The sequence below is a fragment of the Paenarthrobacter sp. NPDC091669 genome (assembly GCF_044756725.1).
GTDB classification, from domain to species: Bacteria; Actinomycetota; Actinomycetes; order Actinomycetales; family Micrococcaceae; genus Arthrobacter; species Arthrobacter bambusae_C.
Map to the genome: position 1 here is coordinate 91,497 of NZ_JBIVTK010000014.1, position 16,728 is coordinate 108,224.

12 protein-coding genes are annotated in these 16,728 nt (G+C 64.7%); 8 read left to right on the top strand and 4 right to left on the bottom strand.

Translation table 11 applies throughout. From position 1 onward, the window contains the following. The first annotated feature begins 10 nt into the window (after positions 1 to 10). From ACIQLI_RS20115 to ACIQLI_RS20130, 4 genes are read left to right on the top strand one after another with little or no spacing between them, the layout of a single operon-like run. Positions 11 to 1,018: an NAD-dependent epimerase/dehydratase family protein gene (locus ACIQLI_RS20115; RefSeq protein WP_400391671.1), complete on the top strand. Its 1,008-nt coding sequence runs from the start codon at positions 11 to 13 to the stop codon at positions 1,016 to 1,018. After that, the gene (locus ACIQLI_RS20120; protein ID WP_311214034.1) at positions 1,015 to 1,920 is read left to right on the top strand and encodes a 5-dehydro-4-deoxyglucarate dehydratase; all 906 of its coding nucleotides are present in this window, start codon (positions 1,015 to 1,017) and stop codon (positions 1,918 to 1,920) included. The genes ACIQLI_RS20115 and ACIQLI_RS20120 overlap by 4 nt, the downstream gene beginning before the upstream one ends. After that, a complete protein-coding gene (locus tag ACIQLI_RS20125) occupies positions 1,920 to 3,107 on the top strand; it encodes a mandelate racemase/muconate lactonizing enzyme family protein (protein ID WP_400391674.1) in 1,188 nt (395 codons plus the stop codon). Before ACIQLI_RS20120 ends, ACIQLI_RS20125 begins: the two co-directional genes overlap by 1 nt. Further along, entirely contained in the window at positions 3,088 to 4,539 is a 1,452-nt protein-coding gene (locus tag ACIQLI_RS20130; RefSeq protein ID WP_400391677.1) for an aldehyde dehydrogenase (NADP(+)), read from the top strand. The genes ACIQLI_RS20125 and ACIQLI_RS20130 overlap by 20 nt, the downstream gene beginning before the upstream one ends. 161 nt (positions 4,540 to 4,700) lie before the next feature. Here the strand turns inward: ACIQLI_RS20130 and ACIQLI_RS20135 are convergent, their stop codons facing one another. Genes ACIQLI_RS20135 through ACIQLI_RS20145 form a run of 3 tightly spaced genes read right to left on the bottom strand, consistent with a single transcriptional unit; the run spans position 4,701 to position 9,180 of the window. Beyond that, a complete protein-coding gene (locus ACIQLI_RS20135; protein ID WP_400391679.1) occupies positions 4,701 to 5,858 on the bottom strand; it encodes a M24 family metallopeptidase in 1,158 nt (385 codons plus the stop codon). Beyond that, positions 5,855 to 7,945: a DUF6807 family protein gene (locus tag ACIQLI_RS20140; protein WP_400391682.1), complete on the bottom strand. Its 2,091-nt coding sequence runs from the start codon at positions 7,943 to 7,945 to the stop codon at positions 5,855 to 5,857. Before ACIQLI_RS20140 ends, ACIQLI_RS20135 begins: the two co-directional genes overlap by 4 nt. Then, positions 7,942 to 9,180, bottom strand: a complete 1,239-nt coding sequence (locus ACIQLI_RS20145; protein ID WP_400391685.1) for a dienelactone hydrolase family protein — start codon at positions 9,178 to 9,180, stop codon at positions 7,942 to 7,944. Before ACIQLI_RS20145 ends, ACIQLI_RS20140 begins: the two co-directional genes overlap by 4 nt. A gap of 386 nt (positions 9,181 to 9,566) precedes the next feature. Here ACIQLI_RS20145 and ACIQLI_RS20150 point away from each other — a divergent pair, with 386 nt between their 5' ends. The 3 genes from ACIQLI_RS20150 to ACIQLI_RS20160 all read left to right on the top strand — a co-directional run bounded on the left by ACIQLI_RS20150 (position 9,567) and on the right by ACIQLI_RS20160 (position 13,080). Then, positions 9,567 to 10,511: a carbohydrate ABC transporter permease gene (locus tag ACIQLI_RS20150; protein WP_089596094.1), complete on the top strand. Its 945-nt coding sequence runs from the start codon at positions 9,567 to 9,569 to the stop codon at positions 10,509 to 10,511. Next, complete coding sequence (locus ACIQLI_RS20155; protein WP_354229413.1) at positions 10,504 to 11,442, top strand: carbohydrate ABC transporter permease; 939 nt, start codon at positions 10,504 to 10,506, stop codon at positions 11,440 to 11,442. Before ACIQLI_RS20150 ends, ACIQLI_RS20155 begins: the two co-directional genes overlap by 8 nt. 249 nt (positions 11,443 to 11,691) lie before the next feature. Further along, positions 11,692 to 13,080 (top strand): ABC transporter substrate-binding protein, encoded by a 1,389-nt coding sequence (locus ACIQLI_RS20160; protein WP_400391688.1) that lies wholly within the window; start codon positions 11,692 to 11,694, stop codon positions 13,078 to 13,080. An 87-nt stretch (positions 13,081 to 13,167) separates the two neighbouring features. Here the strand turns inward: ACIQLI_RS20160 and ACIQLI_RS20165 are convergent, their stop codons facing one another. Continuing rightward, positions 13,168 to 15,186 carry a beta-galactosidase gene (locus ACIQLI_RS20165; RefSeq protein ID WP_400391691.1) on the bottom strand — a complete coding sequence of 673 codons (2,019 nt, stop codon included), beginning with the start codon at positions 15,184 to 15,186 and terminating at the stop codon, positions 13,168 to 13,170. Between the two features lie 219 nt (positions 15,187 to 15,405). Here ACIQLI_RS20165 and ACIQLI_RS20170 point away from each other — a divergent pair, with 219 nt between their 5' ends. Then, complete coding sequence (locus ACIQLI_RS20170; RefSeq protein WP_400391693.1) at positions 15,406 to 16,692, top strand: ABC transporter substrate-binding protein; 1,287 nt, start codon at positions 15,406 to 15,408, stop codon at positions 16,690 to 16,692. Positions 16,693 to 16,728: the final 36 nt, after the last annotated feature.

Sequence of the window (16,728 nt, forward strand, 5' to 3'; positions counted from 1 at the left end):
GGACAAGACCATGAGCAGGATTTTCGTCACCGGAGGTTCCGGTCGCCTGGGACGCAGCGTTGTGGCTGGACTGGCGGACGCCGGCCACAAGGTGATCTCGGTGGACAGGGACGCTATCCCCGCGGAGCAACTTCCCGCCGGAGCCGAGCAGTACACCGCCGATCTTTTGGCACCGGGGGAAGCGGAGCGGCTCATCCGCGAAACAGCGCCCGACGCCGTCATCCACCTCGCTGCTATTGCCGTACCTTTCAGCGCGCCCGAGGACGTCATTTTCAGCACGAACACCCGGCTCGCCTACGCGGTGGTCAGTGCCGCTACGGACGCTGGCATCCCGAAGATCGTGACGGCGTCCAGCCCCACTGCCCTGGGCTATGGCTCACCGGCGGGGTGGCTGCCGCCGTCGTTCCCCCTGGACGAGCAGACGCCGCCCAAGCCGTGGAACGCCTATGCGTTGTCCAAGCTGATCGCTGAGCAGACCGTGCAGATGTTCGCCGCGGCACAGGGCGACAAAATCCGGTACGCGGCGTTCCGACCGTGCTACGTCCTGTCCCCGGAGGAATGGGAAGGCGCCCTGACGCAACAGGGGCACACCATCCGGCAGCGCCTGGACGATCCCGCACTGTCCGCACCGGCCTTGTTCAACTATGTGGACGCACGGGATGTGGCTGACTTCCTGGATGTACTGCTGGAGAAGATGGACAGCATCCCCAACGGCCAGGTCTTCTTTGTTGGCGCCAAGGACGCTTTGGCCACCGCGCCCCTGGCGGAATTGTTTCCGCGCTTCCTGCCGGGCAGCGGGCCCCTTACCGAACACCTGACCGGCACCAGCCCGGCGTTCTCCATCGACAAAGCCCGCGAGCTCCTCGGCTGGGAACCCAAGCGATCCTGGCGCACGGAACTCACCCCGCCGTATGAAGGCGCGGACACCGCATCTGACCAAGAGAACCACCCTGCAGCACTCAATGACGAGAACCACGCCGGCCTGGTCCCGGCGGGAGCAACCAAGGAGACACCATGAACTTCGACGGCGTACTGTTCTTCCCCGTCACACCCTTCGCTGAAGACGGCACGGTAGATGTGGCGTTGCTGAAGGAGCACATCACTTCCCGCCTGCCGTTCGGCCCGGGCGGTGTCTTCCCGGCCTGCGGCACCGGCGAGTTCCATGCGCTCTCCATCGATGAGATCCGCACCGTGGTGACCGCCGCCGTCGAGGCTGTTGCTGGAGCTGTTCCCGTGGTTTCCGGTGCCGGTGGACCGCTGGGTCACGCCATCGCGGCAGCCAAGGTGGCCGAGGAAGCCGGCGCGGATGCCCTCCTGGTGCTCCCGCCCTACCTCGTCACCGGCCCTACGGACGGGGTAGTGGCCTACGTCGAGGCCATCGCCGCCGCGAGCAGCCTGCCGGTGATCGTGTACCACCGGGGTACGGCCAAGTTCACCGCCGAGGCCATCACGCGCCTCACCGCCAACCCGAAGGTTGTGGGTTTCAAGGACGGAATCGGCGACGTCGGGCTGGCCCAGGAAATCGTCTCGGCGATCAACGCCAGCGGTCGCACCGACTTCGCCCTGTTCAACGGCCTGCTGACCGCAGAGTTGACCCAGGGTGCCTACCGTGGCCTGGGCATCCCGCTCTACTCCTCGGCAGCGTTCGCCATGGCCCCGGAAATCGCCAAGGCCTACTACGACGCCTACGTCTCCGGTGATGAAGAGCGCCGCCACGCGTTGCTCGAGGGTTTCTACGCTCCGCTGGTCCGCCTCCGCGACCAGACCCCGGGCTTTGGCGTTTCCCTCATCAAGGCAGGCCTGCGCCTTGCCGGGCTGCCCGTTGGCCCGGTCCGTCCTCCGCTGGTTGACCCCAGTGAGGAACAGCTGCTGGAGCTCAAGTCCATCCTGGCCAAGGGCCACGAGCTGGCCGGCAGCTGATGGCAGCCCGCATCACGGGCCTCACCACCCGGCTGATCACGGTCCCGCTGCTGCGCAGCTGGGGTGCCGAGGCGCCCGAGAACCATGTGATCGTCACCGAACTGACCACGGACGACGGCGGCACGGGCCACGGTTTCTCGTGGACACCCACCATTGGTCCCCAGGCGGTTCAAGCCCTCCTGGATTACGACATTGCACCGTTCATCCGTGGCCTCGAAGCCAACCCGGAGATCGTCTGGGACCAACTCTGGAAGCGCCTGCATGAAGCCGGCGGGGGAGGCCTCACCACCATCGCGATGGCCGGCGTGGACCTGGCCCTGTGGGACCTGAAAGCACGGCAGGCCGGCACCTCGGTCACAGGGCTGTTGGGCCAGCGCCGGGAATCGGTGGAGGTTTATGGATCCGGCGTGAACCTGCATTACACCTTGGACCAGCTCGTGGAGCAGGCCCAGCGATGGGTTGCCGCCGGGCATAACGCCGTCAAGATCAAGGTGGGAAAGCCCGAACTCCGGGAAGATGCCGAACGCGTTGCCGCAGTCCGGCAGGTCATCGGCCCGGACAGGTTGCTCATGATCGACGCCAACCAGCGGTGGGACCTGGCCCATACCTTCCGTGCCTTGGACGTTTTGGGGGAGTACGGACTGGAATGGCTGGAAGAACCGATCCGGGCCGACGACCTCTGGGCCTACCGGCGTTTGCGCAAGCACTCTCCGGTACCCATTGCCCTGGGGGAAAACGTCCACACCATCTACCGTTTCCGCGACTTCATCGAAGCTGAAGCCGTGGACATCATCCAGCCCAACATCGTCCGGGTGGGCGGCATTACGCCGTTCCGCAGGATCGTTGAGCTGGCCCGGGCCAACAGCATCAGGGTGGCGCCGCACCTGCTTCCGGAGCTCTCCGGGCAGCTGGCGCTCACCCTTGCCGAAGCCGTGAGCGTGGAGGACGTGGAAGACGCGTCCTTCGAGCAACTCGGACTATTGGCCGGGCCTTCGCCGGTACGGATCACCAACAGCAACGGCCAGAGCACCCTGAGCAGCACAGGCGGCCCCGGACTGGGCTTTGAGTTCACCGGTAAGCCCACGCAGCCGCTGCCAGCATCCGGGGACGTCATAACCGGGGCCGCAAGCCCTGGGAGCGCAGCATCTGAGAGTAAAGGAAACCGCATTGAGTACAGCAACTCTTGACCTGACAGCCATCACCGCCGCAGCCACCGAAGCCGCCAAGGTGACCGCAGCAGCTTCCGACGCCGAGCGCGCGGCCTGGCTGAACGCCGTCGCCGACGCCCTGGACGCCAACGTCACCGAACTGGTGGCCATCGCCGATTCCGAGACGAGCCTGGGAACCGTCCGGCTCACCGGGGAGGTGGCCAGGACCAGTGGCCAGCTGAGGTTGTTCGCCAACGTGATCACCGAGGGTTCCTACCTCGAAGCCGTGATCGATCACGCTGACCCGGCCTCCACCCCGCCGAAGCCCGACCTGCGGCGCATCCTGCGTCCGATCGGTCCGGTAGCCGTGTTCTCGGCGTCGAACTTCCCGTTCGCTTTCTCCGTGGCCGGTGGCGACACCGCCTCCGCACTGGCAGTGGGTTGCCCGGTGATCGTCAAGGCTCACTCGGGTCACCTTCGCCTCTCCGAGCGCACCGCTGAGATTGTCAGCGAAGCCCTGGCCAAGGCTGGAGCGCCGGAAGGGATCTTCGCCCTTGTCAGCGGCCGCGAGGCAGGCACAGCCCTGGTCCAGGACCCCGCCATTAAGGCCGTTGGCTTCACCGGCTCCATTCCCGGTGGACGCGCACTGTTTGATCTCGCAGCCTCCCGTCCCGAGCCGATCCCGTTCTACGGTGAGCTCGGCAGCCTGAACCCCGTGGTGATCACAGCGGATGCCTTGGCCGAACGTGGTCGGCAGCTGGCCGCAGGCCTGGCGGGTTCGTTCACGATGGGTGCGGGCCAGTTCTGCACCAAGCCGGGACTCGTGTTCATCCCTGCCGGTACTGACTTCGCCTCGCACCTGGCGGAGGCCAGCAAGGACAAGCCCACCGCTGCCATGCTCACCGAGCGCATCGCCGAGGCCTACCCCGACGGACTCCGTAACGTCGCAGACCAGCCAGGTGTCGCCGTCGTCAGTGGCACGGTTCAGCAGGACAGCCTGGCCGACGGCGCCGCACCCGTAGTGTTCTCCACCAGTGCAGCCAACGTGCTGGAGCGCCCCGAAGAGCTGTTGGAGGAGTGCTTCGGCCCCACCACGCTGCTCATCGAGTACGCCAACCAGGAGGAACTGTCCGCGGCCCTGGCAAAGGTTCCGGGCAGCCTCACCGGCACGGTGCACGCGGAACCGGGCGAAGACGTTTCCGCACTCGTGGAGCAGCTCAGCGGTTTGGCCGGCAGGGTCCTGTTCGACGGCTGGCCCACGGGTGTTGCCGTGAACTGGGCCCAGCAGCACGGCGGCCCGTACCCGGCCACCACATCGCTGTTCACCTCCGTGGGCGCTACCGCTGTACGCCGCTTCCAGCGTCCGGTGGCCTACCAGGATGCTCCGGAGACCGTTCTGCACCCGGCCCTGCACGACGCCAACCCGCTGGGCATCCCGCGGCGCGTGGACGGCGTGCTGACGCTCAGCTAACCCCCCGCCCGTACCCAACTGAGTCGCAATTAAGCGCGTTTTGAGCCCTCAAAACGCGCTTAATTGCGACTTACTTGGGTCAGGGGAGACTAAAAGGGCGGGGTCACCATCACGGTGACCCCGCCCCTTTCGCGTTGGGTGCAGGGGTGTTGGTGCAGGCGTTACGGGCGGAGCGTCAGCGGACGACGGCGGCCGTCCACGTCGGTGGTCGGCCACCGGTGGTCGGTGGTCAGGACGCGCACTCCGGAATCCGTGAGCAGGACGGTGTCCTCGATCTTCACACGAGGCCCGGACGGGTTCCACGTGAAGGGCTGGTTGAGCACCACCGTGTCCGTGACATCTGCCGTAACCCGCGGATCCCGGCCTGCATAACCGGCCGGCCCGCCCTGGTGGTGCAGCGTCCACTGATCCTCGCCGAAACCATGCCGGGCATAAGCCAGCTTGATCTCGGCGAAGATCTCATTGAGCCGGGCGCCGGGGACCGTGGCACGGAAGATGTCGGCTTCCACGGCGGCAATCCGGGCCTCGGCGTCGAGCTCCTGGGGAGTGCCGGCGTCGAACGCTACCCACCGGGTGACGTTTGCAACCAAGCCGTTCCGGCGGGCGCAGACCACCACCATGGCACGCCGTCCGATGGGGGAGTGTGTGGCCAGCGGATGGCGGAAGTCGCTGCGGGAAGCACCGTTGCAGAGCAGGACCAGCGGCTCGGCGCCCACCGCAACAATCCGCGCGGCCAGGTCCGAGACGAGCTGGAACTCCGTAGTTTCCGGGGTCGCGGCGGTGAGGACATACGTCATGGCAGCGGCGGCATCACTGGACAGTTCGGCATACCTGGCTGTTTCGGCCGGCAGCAATTCCTGGCGGGCCGCACGCAGTTCCGCGGTGACGGCTGCCTCCACCAAGGGGTCACCATCAACGGCCAGCCCGGCCGCGACCGCATGCAGTTGACCATGCCACGGCACAGTGTGAAGGCTGACGCCACCGGGCAATTCCTCGGCAGCGATGCGCCCGGCCTCGTTGTTGAACGTCACCAGGTGGTCGCCGTCGCGGTCCACCAGAAGGGCTGCGATGGGGTCGCCGGCCAGGCTGATGTGGACGCGGCTCCCGTCCAGGTACCAGGTGAGCGCTGTGTTGGACGTCAGAAGGAGCGAATCGCGGCCGGCGGCGTCCAGGACGTCCAGTACGCGACGGCGCTTCACCGCGCGGTCGGCCGTGTTGCCGGGTGCCGTGTTGCCGGGCGCCGTCCGGGCTGTTGCCGGTGCGCTCGCCGGCGTTGGTGCCTGGCCGGCCAAAGGCGTGGATTGAGTAGGCGTGGTCATGCCGGTTCCCCCAAAGATGAGATGAGTTGTTCAATGTCTTGTGTTGCCAGGAAGCCGTCCGTGACGAGCACGGTGACGGTCCGGCGCACCGGGTTGCCGGGCGCTGCGGTCACCGGGGCGTCCCAGGCCAGGGAAAGGCCGACGCCGGGATAGCCCGAGTGCCGCACGAACCACGGGTCCGGCGCCTGCGGTGAGGCAAGGAAAACCAGCGTTGCCGGATGCCCCAGCCTGGGGTCGCCGGTGACATGCGCCGCGCCGGTTGTTCCGGCGTCGAACGTTCCCGACCACGCCAGCCATGGCGCCGCGGTGCCGTGAACAGCGTCTTCCCCGCGCGAATCCGGAGTCCAGATGGTGGCATCGCCGACTTTCGGGAGCCGCCAGAAGAAGCCCCCGTAACCGCCCTGCGGCCGCCCGTTGGAACCGGGGCTGCCCAGCAGCGCCGGGCGTCCGGTGACGGATTCCAGCGTGAAATCCAGCGTCAGTTTCCACGCTGAATGTCCGACGGCGGCCCAGCGCCATTCGCGCTGTTCGCGGAGTACTGGTGATCCGTCCGGACCGAGCCAGCTCAACTGTTCGCGCCGCTGCCCCTCAGAGTCGTCAACGGAGTCCGTGACGATGCGGCCGTGGTTCTTCCGCCAGACGTAGGCCCCGGCGTCCCGGGTGTAGGTGCGGCCGCCCCAGAAGTTGATGCCGTCCACGTCCTGGATGGCGACGCCCGCGCCCAGATGCCACACGTGGTCTTCCGGGACGTGATCCGTCACCACGGTCCCCGCAAGTGTTCGAACGGGGTGCAGGTAAGGACGGGGCGACGACGTAGGGCGGATACGGGTTCCGTCCTGGAGCGTAGCGACGGGTGTGCCGTTGACGCGAAATTCCGGCAGGTTCGAGAGGGCGGCCCCTGAGTCGGCCGCAACGTCCGTCCAGGGTGCTCCGAGCTCAGCAAACGTGGCTTGTCCCAGCGCTGCCCGGCGGATCAATGATTCGATGCCGTGCACCACGGGGTGGGAGTCGTCGCCGTCGCCTTCCCATGTGACGTAGTCCGGGTGGATCAGCCGGGGCGCCTCTGCCGTACGGATCGCCTCAAGCACCGCCACATAGGCGCCCACGCCACTGAGGGGGCTGAGGAGATCCTCCTCGCTGCCGGCGGACAGCAGGTTCTCCAGCAGGTCGGTCCGCCCAAAGGTCTCGGTCCGCACACCCTGGGGCGTGGTGATCTCAACGCGGTCCTCGGTATAGAAAAGCGTCAACTGCCCCAACGTGCCGTAGACGGTGACTGCAGGTGCCGACTGCACAGGTGCGCACAACGTCAGGGCGCACGTCAGCACAGGTCCTCCCACCAAACCAGTGCCGGTGGTTCGGACCCTCACTACTGACGTGTCGTCGCTCTCGGTGTCATTGGCCCGGTAAAGGTCCGTTTCCACGGAGGCGACGTCCGAAACTGTTCGTGCCCCGGCAAGCCGCAACCCAGTAGCCACAGCGTGTGCCAAGGCGTTGGTGACCACGCCGTCCACCACGTCGGTCCCGTTCAGGCTCCGCTTGCCGGCCCAACGGGAACGCTTGAAGTAGGACTGGGTCCGCAGCCACAACCCTGTTGCGCTGAGGCCGCGGACCTCACCAATTTCCCCCGCGGCCACCAGCGTTTCAATGGCGGGGAGGGCTTCGGAGCCAAGGCTTTGGAACCCCACCTGCACCAGGCGGCCGGCGCTCGCAGCCGTTGCCATGACCTCTTGGTATTGCTCCATGGAAGCAACCGGGGGCTTTTCCAGGTACACGTTGGCACCGGCCTTGAGTGCCGCCAGGGCCAGGGGCGCGTGCGTTTGGATCGGCGTGGAAATGATCACGACATCCGGCCCGGTTCCTGCCGCCAACAGCTCATCGAGGGAAGGGAAGACCTCAACGCCGGGGTCAAGTTTTCCGTCGGCGGGCGGACGCGGATCGGCGACGGCCACCAGGTCCAAGGCACCGGCAGCAGCCAGCCGATCCAGGTTGGCGAGGTGCCGTTCCCCGAAGCCGTGGACGCCCACCAGGGCGACCCGGGGGAGCCGGGAGGGGACCTCCGCAGCGGAGGCTGTTAGGGGCTGGGTCATGAGGCTGTCCTAGTGAGGTCAGGTGCGGGGGAACTGCCGGATGGGGTGGGTTTCAGGGTGGCGGCAAGGAAGGCCGCGGCCTCGTCCTGCATGGCCCGGGTGAAGACATGGGGTTCCTGCCACAGGCTGCCGGTGTACCGGGTGGGCAGGTTCTCCAACAGGTGGTGGTGGGCATCGCGCATTCCCTGTTCCGGGAAAAGCTGGTCAGCCATGCCGTATTGGACAAGGACCTTGGCGTTGGAGCGCGCGGCCAGGTCCGGCCAGTCCCCAAGCTTCGCGAGACCGGGGGAGTGGAGCAACCACGAGTGGGCATCCAGATACGCCGGCAGCAGCGAGCCAAAGGTGGTCATCATGCAGGTCACCACGTAGCTGCGGATCAGGGGACTCAGGGCAGCGAGCACCATGGCACGCCCGCCTCCGCCGGAGAACCCGAGGCAGCCGAGCCGTCCGGAATCCACCCCTGGGAGCGTGGCGAGGACGCCCAGCGCGGCAAGGTCGTCATGCGCCACGGTCCCGGCGACGCTGCTGCCCAGCAGCGTCGCGGCTTTGGCCACGGTTTCCTCGTGGGCAGCTGCGGCCGCGTTGTATTCTTCCGCTGCGGAAGGTTCGACGCCGGACTCCCGCCAGAGTGCCCGCTGGCCGTTAACGGCGGTGGCGGTCCGCCAGGGCAAGGTGTCCAGGCCAAAGCCCCGGCTTCCCCACATGAAGGTGTCGTGGGCCAGCACTGCGAAGCCCTGCTGCGCCATCCACGTGGCGAGAGCGCGGCCGTCATAAAGCTTCTTTCGCACCTCGGCCGGGATGGGGCCGAAGGGGAGCAGTGCCTGGCCGCAGCCGCCCGCGGTGGAGGCGCCGCCGTCGTGAACTTCTTTGTTGTCCGGAAGAGGGCTGCCCGGAAGGGACACGAGCCGCTCCGCGCCGTAGGCCTTGACTCCACCATGGCAATGCAGGGCGAGGACGCCGGGCAGCGGGCCGGTTTCGCCGGTGGGCCGAACGAACCAGGCCGACGTCCTCGGCCCAAAGCCCAACTGCCAGGACATATGGGAGGTGGTGACGTCGTCGTGCACTGTCTCGGAGTGCACCGTATACCCAAGGTCCGGTGTTACGGAAGGAACGCCAAGTGTGTCGGCCAGTTCCTGGGCGGCCGGAGAAGCGGCGGTGAAGCGATGGCGGACGGCGTAGTCCGGCCAGTCTTCGTAGCGCGTCAGTGCGCTGGGGCGGATGGGCGTATCTGGCATGTCAGCCGCGCTCATGGCAGTGGCAGTCGGTGGGGAACAATGGTGTCCTGCCTTATCGATGCGTCAAGGTGTGCGGGGGCGCACGCCGGGCGTCTTCAGCGTGGGGAAATCGGATGGGGCGGCTTCGTCAGAAAACGCTTTCTCAAAAATTAGCAAAAGGCTGTACATGGGTCAAGAAAACGTTTACTTTGGTACGGAGCCGCTGAAGCCCGGGAGTCACATCCCGGTCCTTCAGGGGGAAGAGCCGGATCGCCGGCGTCCCGGAAGGCAAGCACCAACCAGACTCGAAGTCCGTGGATGGCCACGATGACCAAAGGAGACCACATGGCCGCTGTACTGCACACGGGGACGCCGCAAGGCGTTCGCGGGCCGGCGAGGGGGAAGCGATGAGCGCTATAGGCGAACTCTCAACGATGACCCGCCGCAAGGGCCCCATGACCAAGGAAGAGAAGAAGGCCAACGGCCGCGACAACAAGGCCGCGTACATCTTCCTTTCGCCGTGGTTGGTGGGTTTGGTGGCCATCACTGTTGGCCCCATGTTGATGTCGTTGTATTTGTCCTTCACGGACTACAACCTTCTCCAGCCACCTGAATGGGTGGGCCTGGATAACTTTGTCCGCATGTTCGGCGATGCCCGGCTTCACAACTCGCTGGGTGTGACCTTTACGTACGTGCTGGTGGGTGTTCCGCTGCAGCTCGCGGTGGCGCTGATCATCGCGCTGGTCCTGGACAAGGGTCTCCGCGGTCTTCCGTTCTACCGGTCCATCTTCTACTTGCCCTCCCTGCTGGGCGGCTCCGTTGCCGTTGCCATCCTGTGGAAGCAGATCTTCGGCACCACCGGCCTGGTCAACCAGGTCCTGGCGATGGTAGGCATCCAAGGCCCCGGCTGGATCTCCGACCCCAACACCGCCCTCGGCTCCATCATCCTGCTGCACGTCTGGACCTTCGGCAGCCCCATGATCATCTTCCTGGCCGGCCTGCGCCAGATCCCCGTGATGTATTACGAGGCAGCCGAAGTTGATGGCGCCACCACGTTGCAGAAGTTCTGGCGGATTACCCTGCCGATGCTGAGCCCCATCATCTTCTTCAACCTGGTGCTGCAGATCATCGGTTCGTTCCAGTCCTTCACCCAGGCGTTCATCGTCTCCGGCGGAAACGGCGGCCCGTCCGACTCCACCATGTTCTTCACCCTGTACCTGTACCAAAAGGGCTTCGGCCAGTTCGACATGGGTTACGCCTCAGCGATGGCCTGGTTCCTGCTGGTCATCATCGGTGTCTTCACTGCCATCAACTTCATCGCTTCAAAGTATTGGGTGTTCTACGATGACTAAACTCCAGACCCTCCCCGCAGCTTCTTCAGACGACGCCAAAGCAGGCAAGTCCGGAAAGAGCCCGCGCCGCCGCGAGTCCCGTGGCAGCCTCGCCTTCAGCCGCAGTGCCCGCATCAAAGGCCTGATCAAGCACGCCATCCTGATCATCGTGGGCGGAGTAATGATCTACCCGCTGCTGTGGATGGTGGTCTCGTCCCTGCGCCCGAACGATCTCATCTTCCGCGAGCCGGGCCTCTGGCTCGAAAACCTGGAAATGAGCAACTACACCGACGGCTGGTCCGCGCTGACGCACCCGTTCGGGCATTACATGGTCAACTCGGCAATCGTGGTGCTGGGCTCCATTCTGGGCAACCTGATTTCCTGCTCCATGGCGGCCTACGCTTTCGCCCGGCTGCAGTTCAGCGGCAAGAAGATCTTCTTCGGCATCATGCTGCTGACCATCATGCTCCCGTTCCACGTGGTGATTGTGCCCCAGTACATCCTGTTCTCGCAGATCGGCTGGGTGAACACCTTCTGGCCGCTGATCGTCCCCAAGCTCCTGGCCACTGACGCGTTCTTCGTGTTCCTCATGGTCCAGTTCATCCGCGGTATTCCGAAGGACCTCGATGAAGCGGCACGCATCGACGGCGCCGGCCACCCCAGGATCTTCCTGCGCGTGATCCTGCCCCTGATGGTCCCGGCCCTGGCCACCACCACCATCTTCACGTTCATCTGGACGTGGAACGACTTCTTCGGAGCCCTCATCTACCTGACGGACCCGGACATGTTTACCGTTCCTGTGGCACTGCGGGCATTCGTTGACTCGCAGTCGGCCACCAGTTGGGGATCGCTCTTCGCGATGTCCATCGTGTCGCTGCTCCCCGTGTTCCTTGTCTTCCTGTTCGGACAGCGGTTCCTCATCAAGGGCATCGCCACCACCGGCATCAAGTAGGCCGGAAACATCGCCGGAAGGGGGCGGCGGTTGCCGCCCCCTTGTGGTGGGTGCCGCCCGTGGCCAGGCGTCGACGGCGGTGCGTACCGCCGTCGTCATGCGCACCGACGATGCTGGGTACCGGCGTCGTGCCTTCAACAACTAAGACAAGTTGGTATCTTGTAATACAAGATTGTGACTTGTATCATCATCACCAGTAAGAAAACGCTTTCCCAATCGCATCAGGATCAATGAAGATCGGAGACAACAGTGCCGGTACATCCCAAAGGTGAGGCAGTCGCCCCCGCAGCAAGGTCAACAGCCTCGGCTCCCAAAGCCCAGGCCGCCAGGGCCCCGCGCAACAAGCGCAAACTTCGCGCCTCAGCGTTGGTCGCTGCAACGGCAGCAGCCGTACTCGCCCTCACCGCTTGCGGCGGCGGCGGAGGTTCGGACGCCAAGAGCGCCGACGGCAAGGTGGAGCTGCGCTTCGCTTGGTGGGGCGGCGACAAGCGGGCCCAGGTGACCCAGGCGGCTATCGCAGCCTTCGAAGCCGAGAACCCCAACATCAAGATCAAGCCCGAGTACGGCGACTGGAGCGGCTACTGGGACAAGCTGGCCACCCAGGTGGCAGCCAACGATGCTCCGGACATCATCCAGATGGACGAGAAGTACATCACCGAGTACTCCACCCGCGGCGCCCTGTTGGACCTCTCCAAGTACCAGATCGATACCTCCAAGCTCGACGAAGCCGCGCTGGAAGCCGGCAAGGGCGAGAAGGGCCTGACCGGCATCGCTGCAGGCATCAACGCTGCGACCATCCTGGCCAACCCGGCAGTCTTCCAGGCAGCCGGCGTCGCTATCCCGGATGACAAGACCTGGACCTGGGAAGACTTCGAGCGCGTTGCCGCCGAGGTCACCGCCAAGTCGCCCAAGGGCACCTACGGCGCCGCCGCTTATGGCACGGATGAAGCATCCCTCGGAGTATGGCTCCGCCAGAACGGCAAGTCCCTCTACACGGAGGACGGCAAGCTGGGCTTTGAGCCTTCGGACATTGCCGAATGGTGGGGCTTCCTGAAGGAACTCAGCGAGAAGAAGGCTGTTCCGTCGGCATCCGAGGTTGTTGAAGCCGAAGCCGCTCCGCTGGACCAAAGTGGCCTGGCTACCGGCAAGAACGGCCTGGCCTTCTGGTGGTCCAACCAGCTTCCGGCGCTCGAGAAGGCTGCCGGTGGCGAACTGCAGATCCTGCGCTTCCCGTCCAAGACGGGCAAGGCTGAAGATGCCAAGCTCTGGTACAAGGCTTCCCAGTTCTGGTCCGCATCATCGCGCACCAAGCACCCGGAAGAGACTGCCAAGTTCATCGACTTCCTGACCAACAACGTCAAGGCAGGCGAGGCCCTGCTGGCAGATCGTGGCGTGTACCCGAACTCCGAGGTCCGTGAGGCCATCGCACCCAAGCTGGCCAAGGCCGACGTCAAGGTTGTCAGCTTCATCGACGGGATCAAGGGAGAACTTGGTGACGCTCCGGCGGCCCCGCCGAAGGGTGCAGGCGCCATCCAGGAAATCATCAAGCGCTACACCTCGGAGGTCCTGTTCAACAGGCTCTCCACTGAAGAGGCAGGCAAGAAGGCTGTGGACGAAATGAAGTCCGCCATCAGCTAGCTGTTCCTCAGAAACAACCGCGCCCCGGACGGATCATTCGTGATCCGGCCGGGGCGCGGTTTTTTCGCGTGTGGTCCCCTGCCTGGGTCAGTCCTCCGCGATGACGGCCACGGCTCCGGCGGGGACGACGCCGGTGAAGCGCAGGCCGCTGAGCAGTTCGGCGCCGTCGGCCTTGACCGTGACGTCTTCCCGGCTGTGGTTGATGGCGAACAGGAAACTGTGGCCGTCGTCGGTGCGCCGGCGGGAAAGTTCGACGCCGGCAGTCGCCTCAGCCACGGCCGTCACCCCGGCTTCGTCCACCAGTCGAGCGGTCAGGGCATCGATGCCGGCGGCATCCGGGAGCGTGGCGAGGTACCAGGCCGAACCGTTGCCGACGGATCGACGCGTCAGTGCCGGGACGCCGTCGAGCGGGTAGTCGGTGAAGGTCGCCAGCACCTCGGTGTTCGCGGCGACGTGCACGTGCTCGCTCCACACAGAGCCGGCAGTTCCATCGCTCAACGTGACCGAGGTGCCCGGGAACAGCGGGTGGAATTCCTCGCTGCGGATGCCCAGCAAGTCACGGAAAGCGCCGGGGTATCCGCCCAAACGGACGTGGTCGCGCTCATCGACGATGCCGCTGAAGTAGCTGATCAGGACCGTGGCGCCACGGTCCGCAGCGGCGGAAATCGAGGCGGCGGCCTTGTCCGTCACGGAGTACAAGGTGCAGACCAGGATGAGGTCGTATCCGTAAAAGTCCGCGGAGGGGTGGACGAAGTCCGCGGAGATTCCGCGGAGGTACAGGGAGCGGTGGAACGCCCGCATCGTATCGAGGTATTTCAACGAATTGTTGGGGTGCGAGTCCAGCTCCGACGCCCACCATGCCTCGTAATCGAACACCATTGCCACCCGGGATTCCACCCGCGATCCCTTGACGGGTTCCAGCCTCGCCAACGCCTCGCCAAGGTCCACCACGTTGCGCCATACCTGGGTGTCGCGGCCACCATGGGGAACCATGGCCGAGTGGAATTTCTCCGAGCCGGCCTTGCTCTGCCGCCACTGGAAGAACATGACGGCATCGGCACCGCGCGCCACGTGGGCGAGGGAGTTGCGGAGCATTTCGCCGGGCATCTTGGGCTGGTTGTGCGGCTGCCAGTTGACTGCCGACGTGGAGTGTTCCATCAGGATCCACGGCCGGCCCCCTGCTACGCCACGGGTGAGGTCTGCGCTGAACGCGAGCTCGATTTCGCGTTCCGGGTCCGCAGCCACCAAGTAGTGGTCGTTGGCAATCACGTCCATGTCCTTGGACCAGTCAAAGTAGTCCAGGGCCTTGGTGGCGCTGGAGACCATGAAGTTGGTGGTGGCCGGGATGGCCGGGGTGACCTCACGGATCACGGCCAGCAGTTCGCGGTAGTAGTCCATGAACACCCACGAGTTGAAGCGGGCAAAGTCCAGTTGCTGGCCCGGGTTCAGCGTGGTGGGAGCTGCGCCCGGCGGGATGATTTCCTCGAAGGAAGCGTAGTGCTGGGACCAGAACGCTGTACCCCATGACTCGTTCAGGGCCTCGATGGAGCCGTAGCGACGTTCCAGCCAAGCCCGGAAAGCGGCGGCATCTTCTTCGCCGTGGAACTCGCCAACATGGCAACCGAGTTCGTTGTCCACGTGCCACAGTGCCAGTGCGGGATGGGCCTTGTAGCGTTCCGCGATGACCCGCGTCATGGCGGTGGCGTACCTGCGGTAGACAGCCGACGACGGCGTGTAGTGGCGTCGCGAGCCACGTTCCAGCCGCACTCCTTCCGCAGTGACGGGCAGGATCTCGGGGTATTTGCGGGCAAGCCAGGCAGGGGGAGAAGCGGTGGCGGTGGCGAGGGCCACCTTGATCCCTGCTCCATGGAGGTTGTCCAAAACTTCGTCCAGCCAGCCGAAATCGTAGCTGCCTTCGGTGGGTTCCAGTAGGCCCCAGGAGAAGATGGCGACGCTCAGGAAGTTCACGCCGGCTTCCTTCATCAGCTCGATGTCTTCCAGCCGGATGTCTTGGGGCCACTGCTCAGGGTTGTAGTCGCCACCGTAGGCGAGGCCGTCGATGCTGTTCCAGACAGATGGACTGCTGGTGTTTTCGGGGGAGGTCAAGGGGACTCCTTCGTCATGGTGGCGGTCTTGGTCTCTGCTGTGGCTGGTGCGTATAAGAGCAGCGTACCGATGAAATCACCGGGAAACAGGTTCTTTGGAAAACGCTTGCCCAGATCCACAATTAGGGATATTGTATCGATTCAGAACGAGTGTAAGCGAGATCACTGCCACGTTGTAGAGAACTCGACAAGCTTGCACCAACTGAGCAAGGAGGCTCTCATGATCGATAGAAGGAAATTCCTCGGAACAGTGGCACTCGGCACCGCATCTGCCGCGTTCCTGGCTGCCTGTGGCCAATCCTCATCGCCGGCCCAGACTGGTTCGGCGGAGAACCCGGTCACCATCACGTACACGTGGTGGGGCAACGATGACCGCGCAGAACGTACCCGCAAAGCCATTGCCCTGTTCGAGTCCAAGAACCCGGACATCAAGGTCAACGGCAACTTCTCCGACTTCGCCGGCTACTGGCAGAAGCGCGCTACCGAAGCTGCCGGCGGCGGCCTCCCGGACGTGATGCAGTGGGATCTGTCCTACCTGCGTGACTATGGGCAGCGGAACCAGCTCCTTGACCTGGGCACGGTGAAAATCAACACGGACGCTTTCGAGAAGTCGCTCCTTCCCTCGGGCCAGATCCGCGGCAAGACCTACGGCATCCCCACCAGCACCAATGCCTTCGCGGTCTACTACGATCCCGCCAAGCTGGCTTCCCTGGGCATCGCGGAGCCGGATGGATCCTGGAACTACAAAGAATTCAACGCCTTCCTGGCCGAGGTTGGCGCCAAGGGCAACGGCACCCTGTTTGGCGGCACTGATTACACCGGGATCTGGTGGAACTTCAACATCTGGCTGCGCCAGAACAACATCCAGGCCTTCACCGACGACGGCAAGCTCGGCTTCTCCAAGGATGACCTGAAGAAGTGGTGGAACCTGACCGCTGACCTGCGCGGCACCGCGGCGATTGTGGGCGAGGACAAGGCAACCCAGTTGCTGCCCAAGTCCCCGTTCGGCTCCAACGTCACGGCCACGGAAGTCACCTGGGATAACTTCATGGCCGGCTACCTCGCTGACAGCGGCGCGAAGGAACTCAAGCTCGTTCCTGTTCCGTCGGACGACCCTGACAACCTGGGCCTGTTCCTCAAGCCCTCCATGCTGATGGTGGCCAGCGCGAAGACCAAGAACAAGGACGCTGCTGCCCGGTTCATCGACTTCATGGTCAACGATCCCGAGGTGGGCCAGATCTTCAAGACCTCCCGCGGTGTTCCGGCGTCGAAGACCCAGCGCGATGGCACCACGTTCGAAGGCACGGACAAGCTGGTGGTGGACTACGAGAAGTCCATCGAGAAGTACCTCAAGGATGCCCCGGAACCGCCCATTGTTGGTTTCGGCACCCTGGAATCCACGTTCAAGCGGGTCACGCAGGACCTGAACTACGGCAAGTTGACCGTGGACGGCGCAGCTGATGCGTGGTTCAAGGAAGCCGAAGACCTTATCAAGCAGAACGCCTAAGCAGACCTTCTGTGTCTGATCCGGCCTTCACAACTG

Excerpts from the sequence above, each read along its gene's own strand:
- ACIQLI_RS20140 (WP_400391682.1), bottom strand. The coding sequence starts at position 7,945 with ATGACCCAGCCCCTAACAGCCTCCGCTGCGGAGGTCCCCTCCCGGCTC.
- ACIQLI_RS20125 (WP_400391674.1), top strand. The coding sequence starts at position 1,920 with ATGGCAGCCCGCATCACGGGCCTCACCACCCGGCTGATCACGGTCCCG.
- ACIQLI_RS20145 (WP_400391685.1), bottom strand. The coding sequence starts at position 9,180 with ATGCCAGATACGCCCATCCGCCCCAGCGCACTGACGCGCTACGAAGAC.
- ACIQLI_RS20115 (WP_400391671.1), top strand. The coding sequence starts at position 11 with ATGAGCAGGATTTTCGTCACCGGAGGTTCCGGTCGCCTGGGACGCAGC.
- ACIQLI_RS20170 (WP_400391693.1), top strand. The coding sequence starts at position 15,406 with ATGATCGATAGAAGGAAATTCCTCGGAACAGTGGCACTCGGCACCGCA.
- ACIQLI_RS20135 (WP_400391679.1), bottom strand. The coding sequence starts at position 5,858 with ATGACCACGCCTACTCAATCCACGCCTTTGGCCGGCCAGGCACCAACG.
- ACIQLI_RS20120 (WP_311214034.1), top strand. The coding sequence starts at position 1,015 with ATGAACTTCGACGGCGTACTGTTCTTCCCCGTCACACCCTTCGCTGAA.
- ACIQLI_RS20150 (WP_089596094.1), top strand. The coding sequence starts at position 9,567 with ATGAGCGCTATAGGCGAACTCTCAACGATGACCCGCCGCAAGGGCCCC.
- ACIQLI_RS20155 (WP_354229413.1), top strand. The coding sequence starts at position 10,504 with ATGACTAAACTCCAGACCCTCCCCGCAGCTTCTTCAGACGACGCCAAA.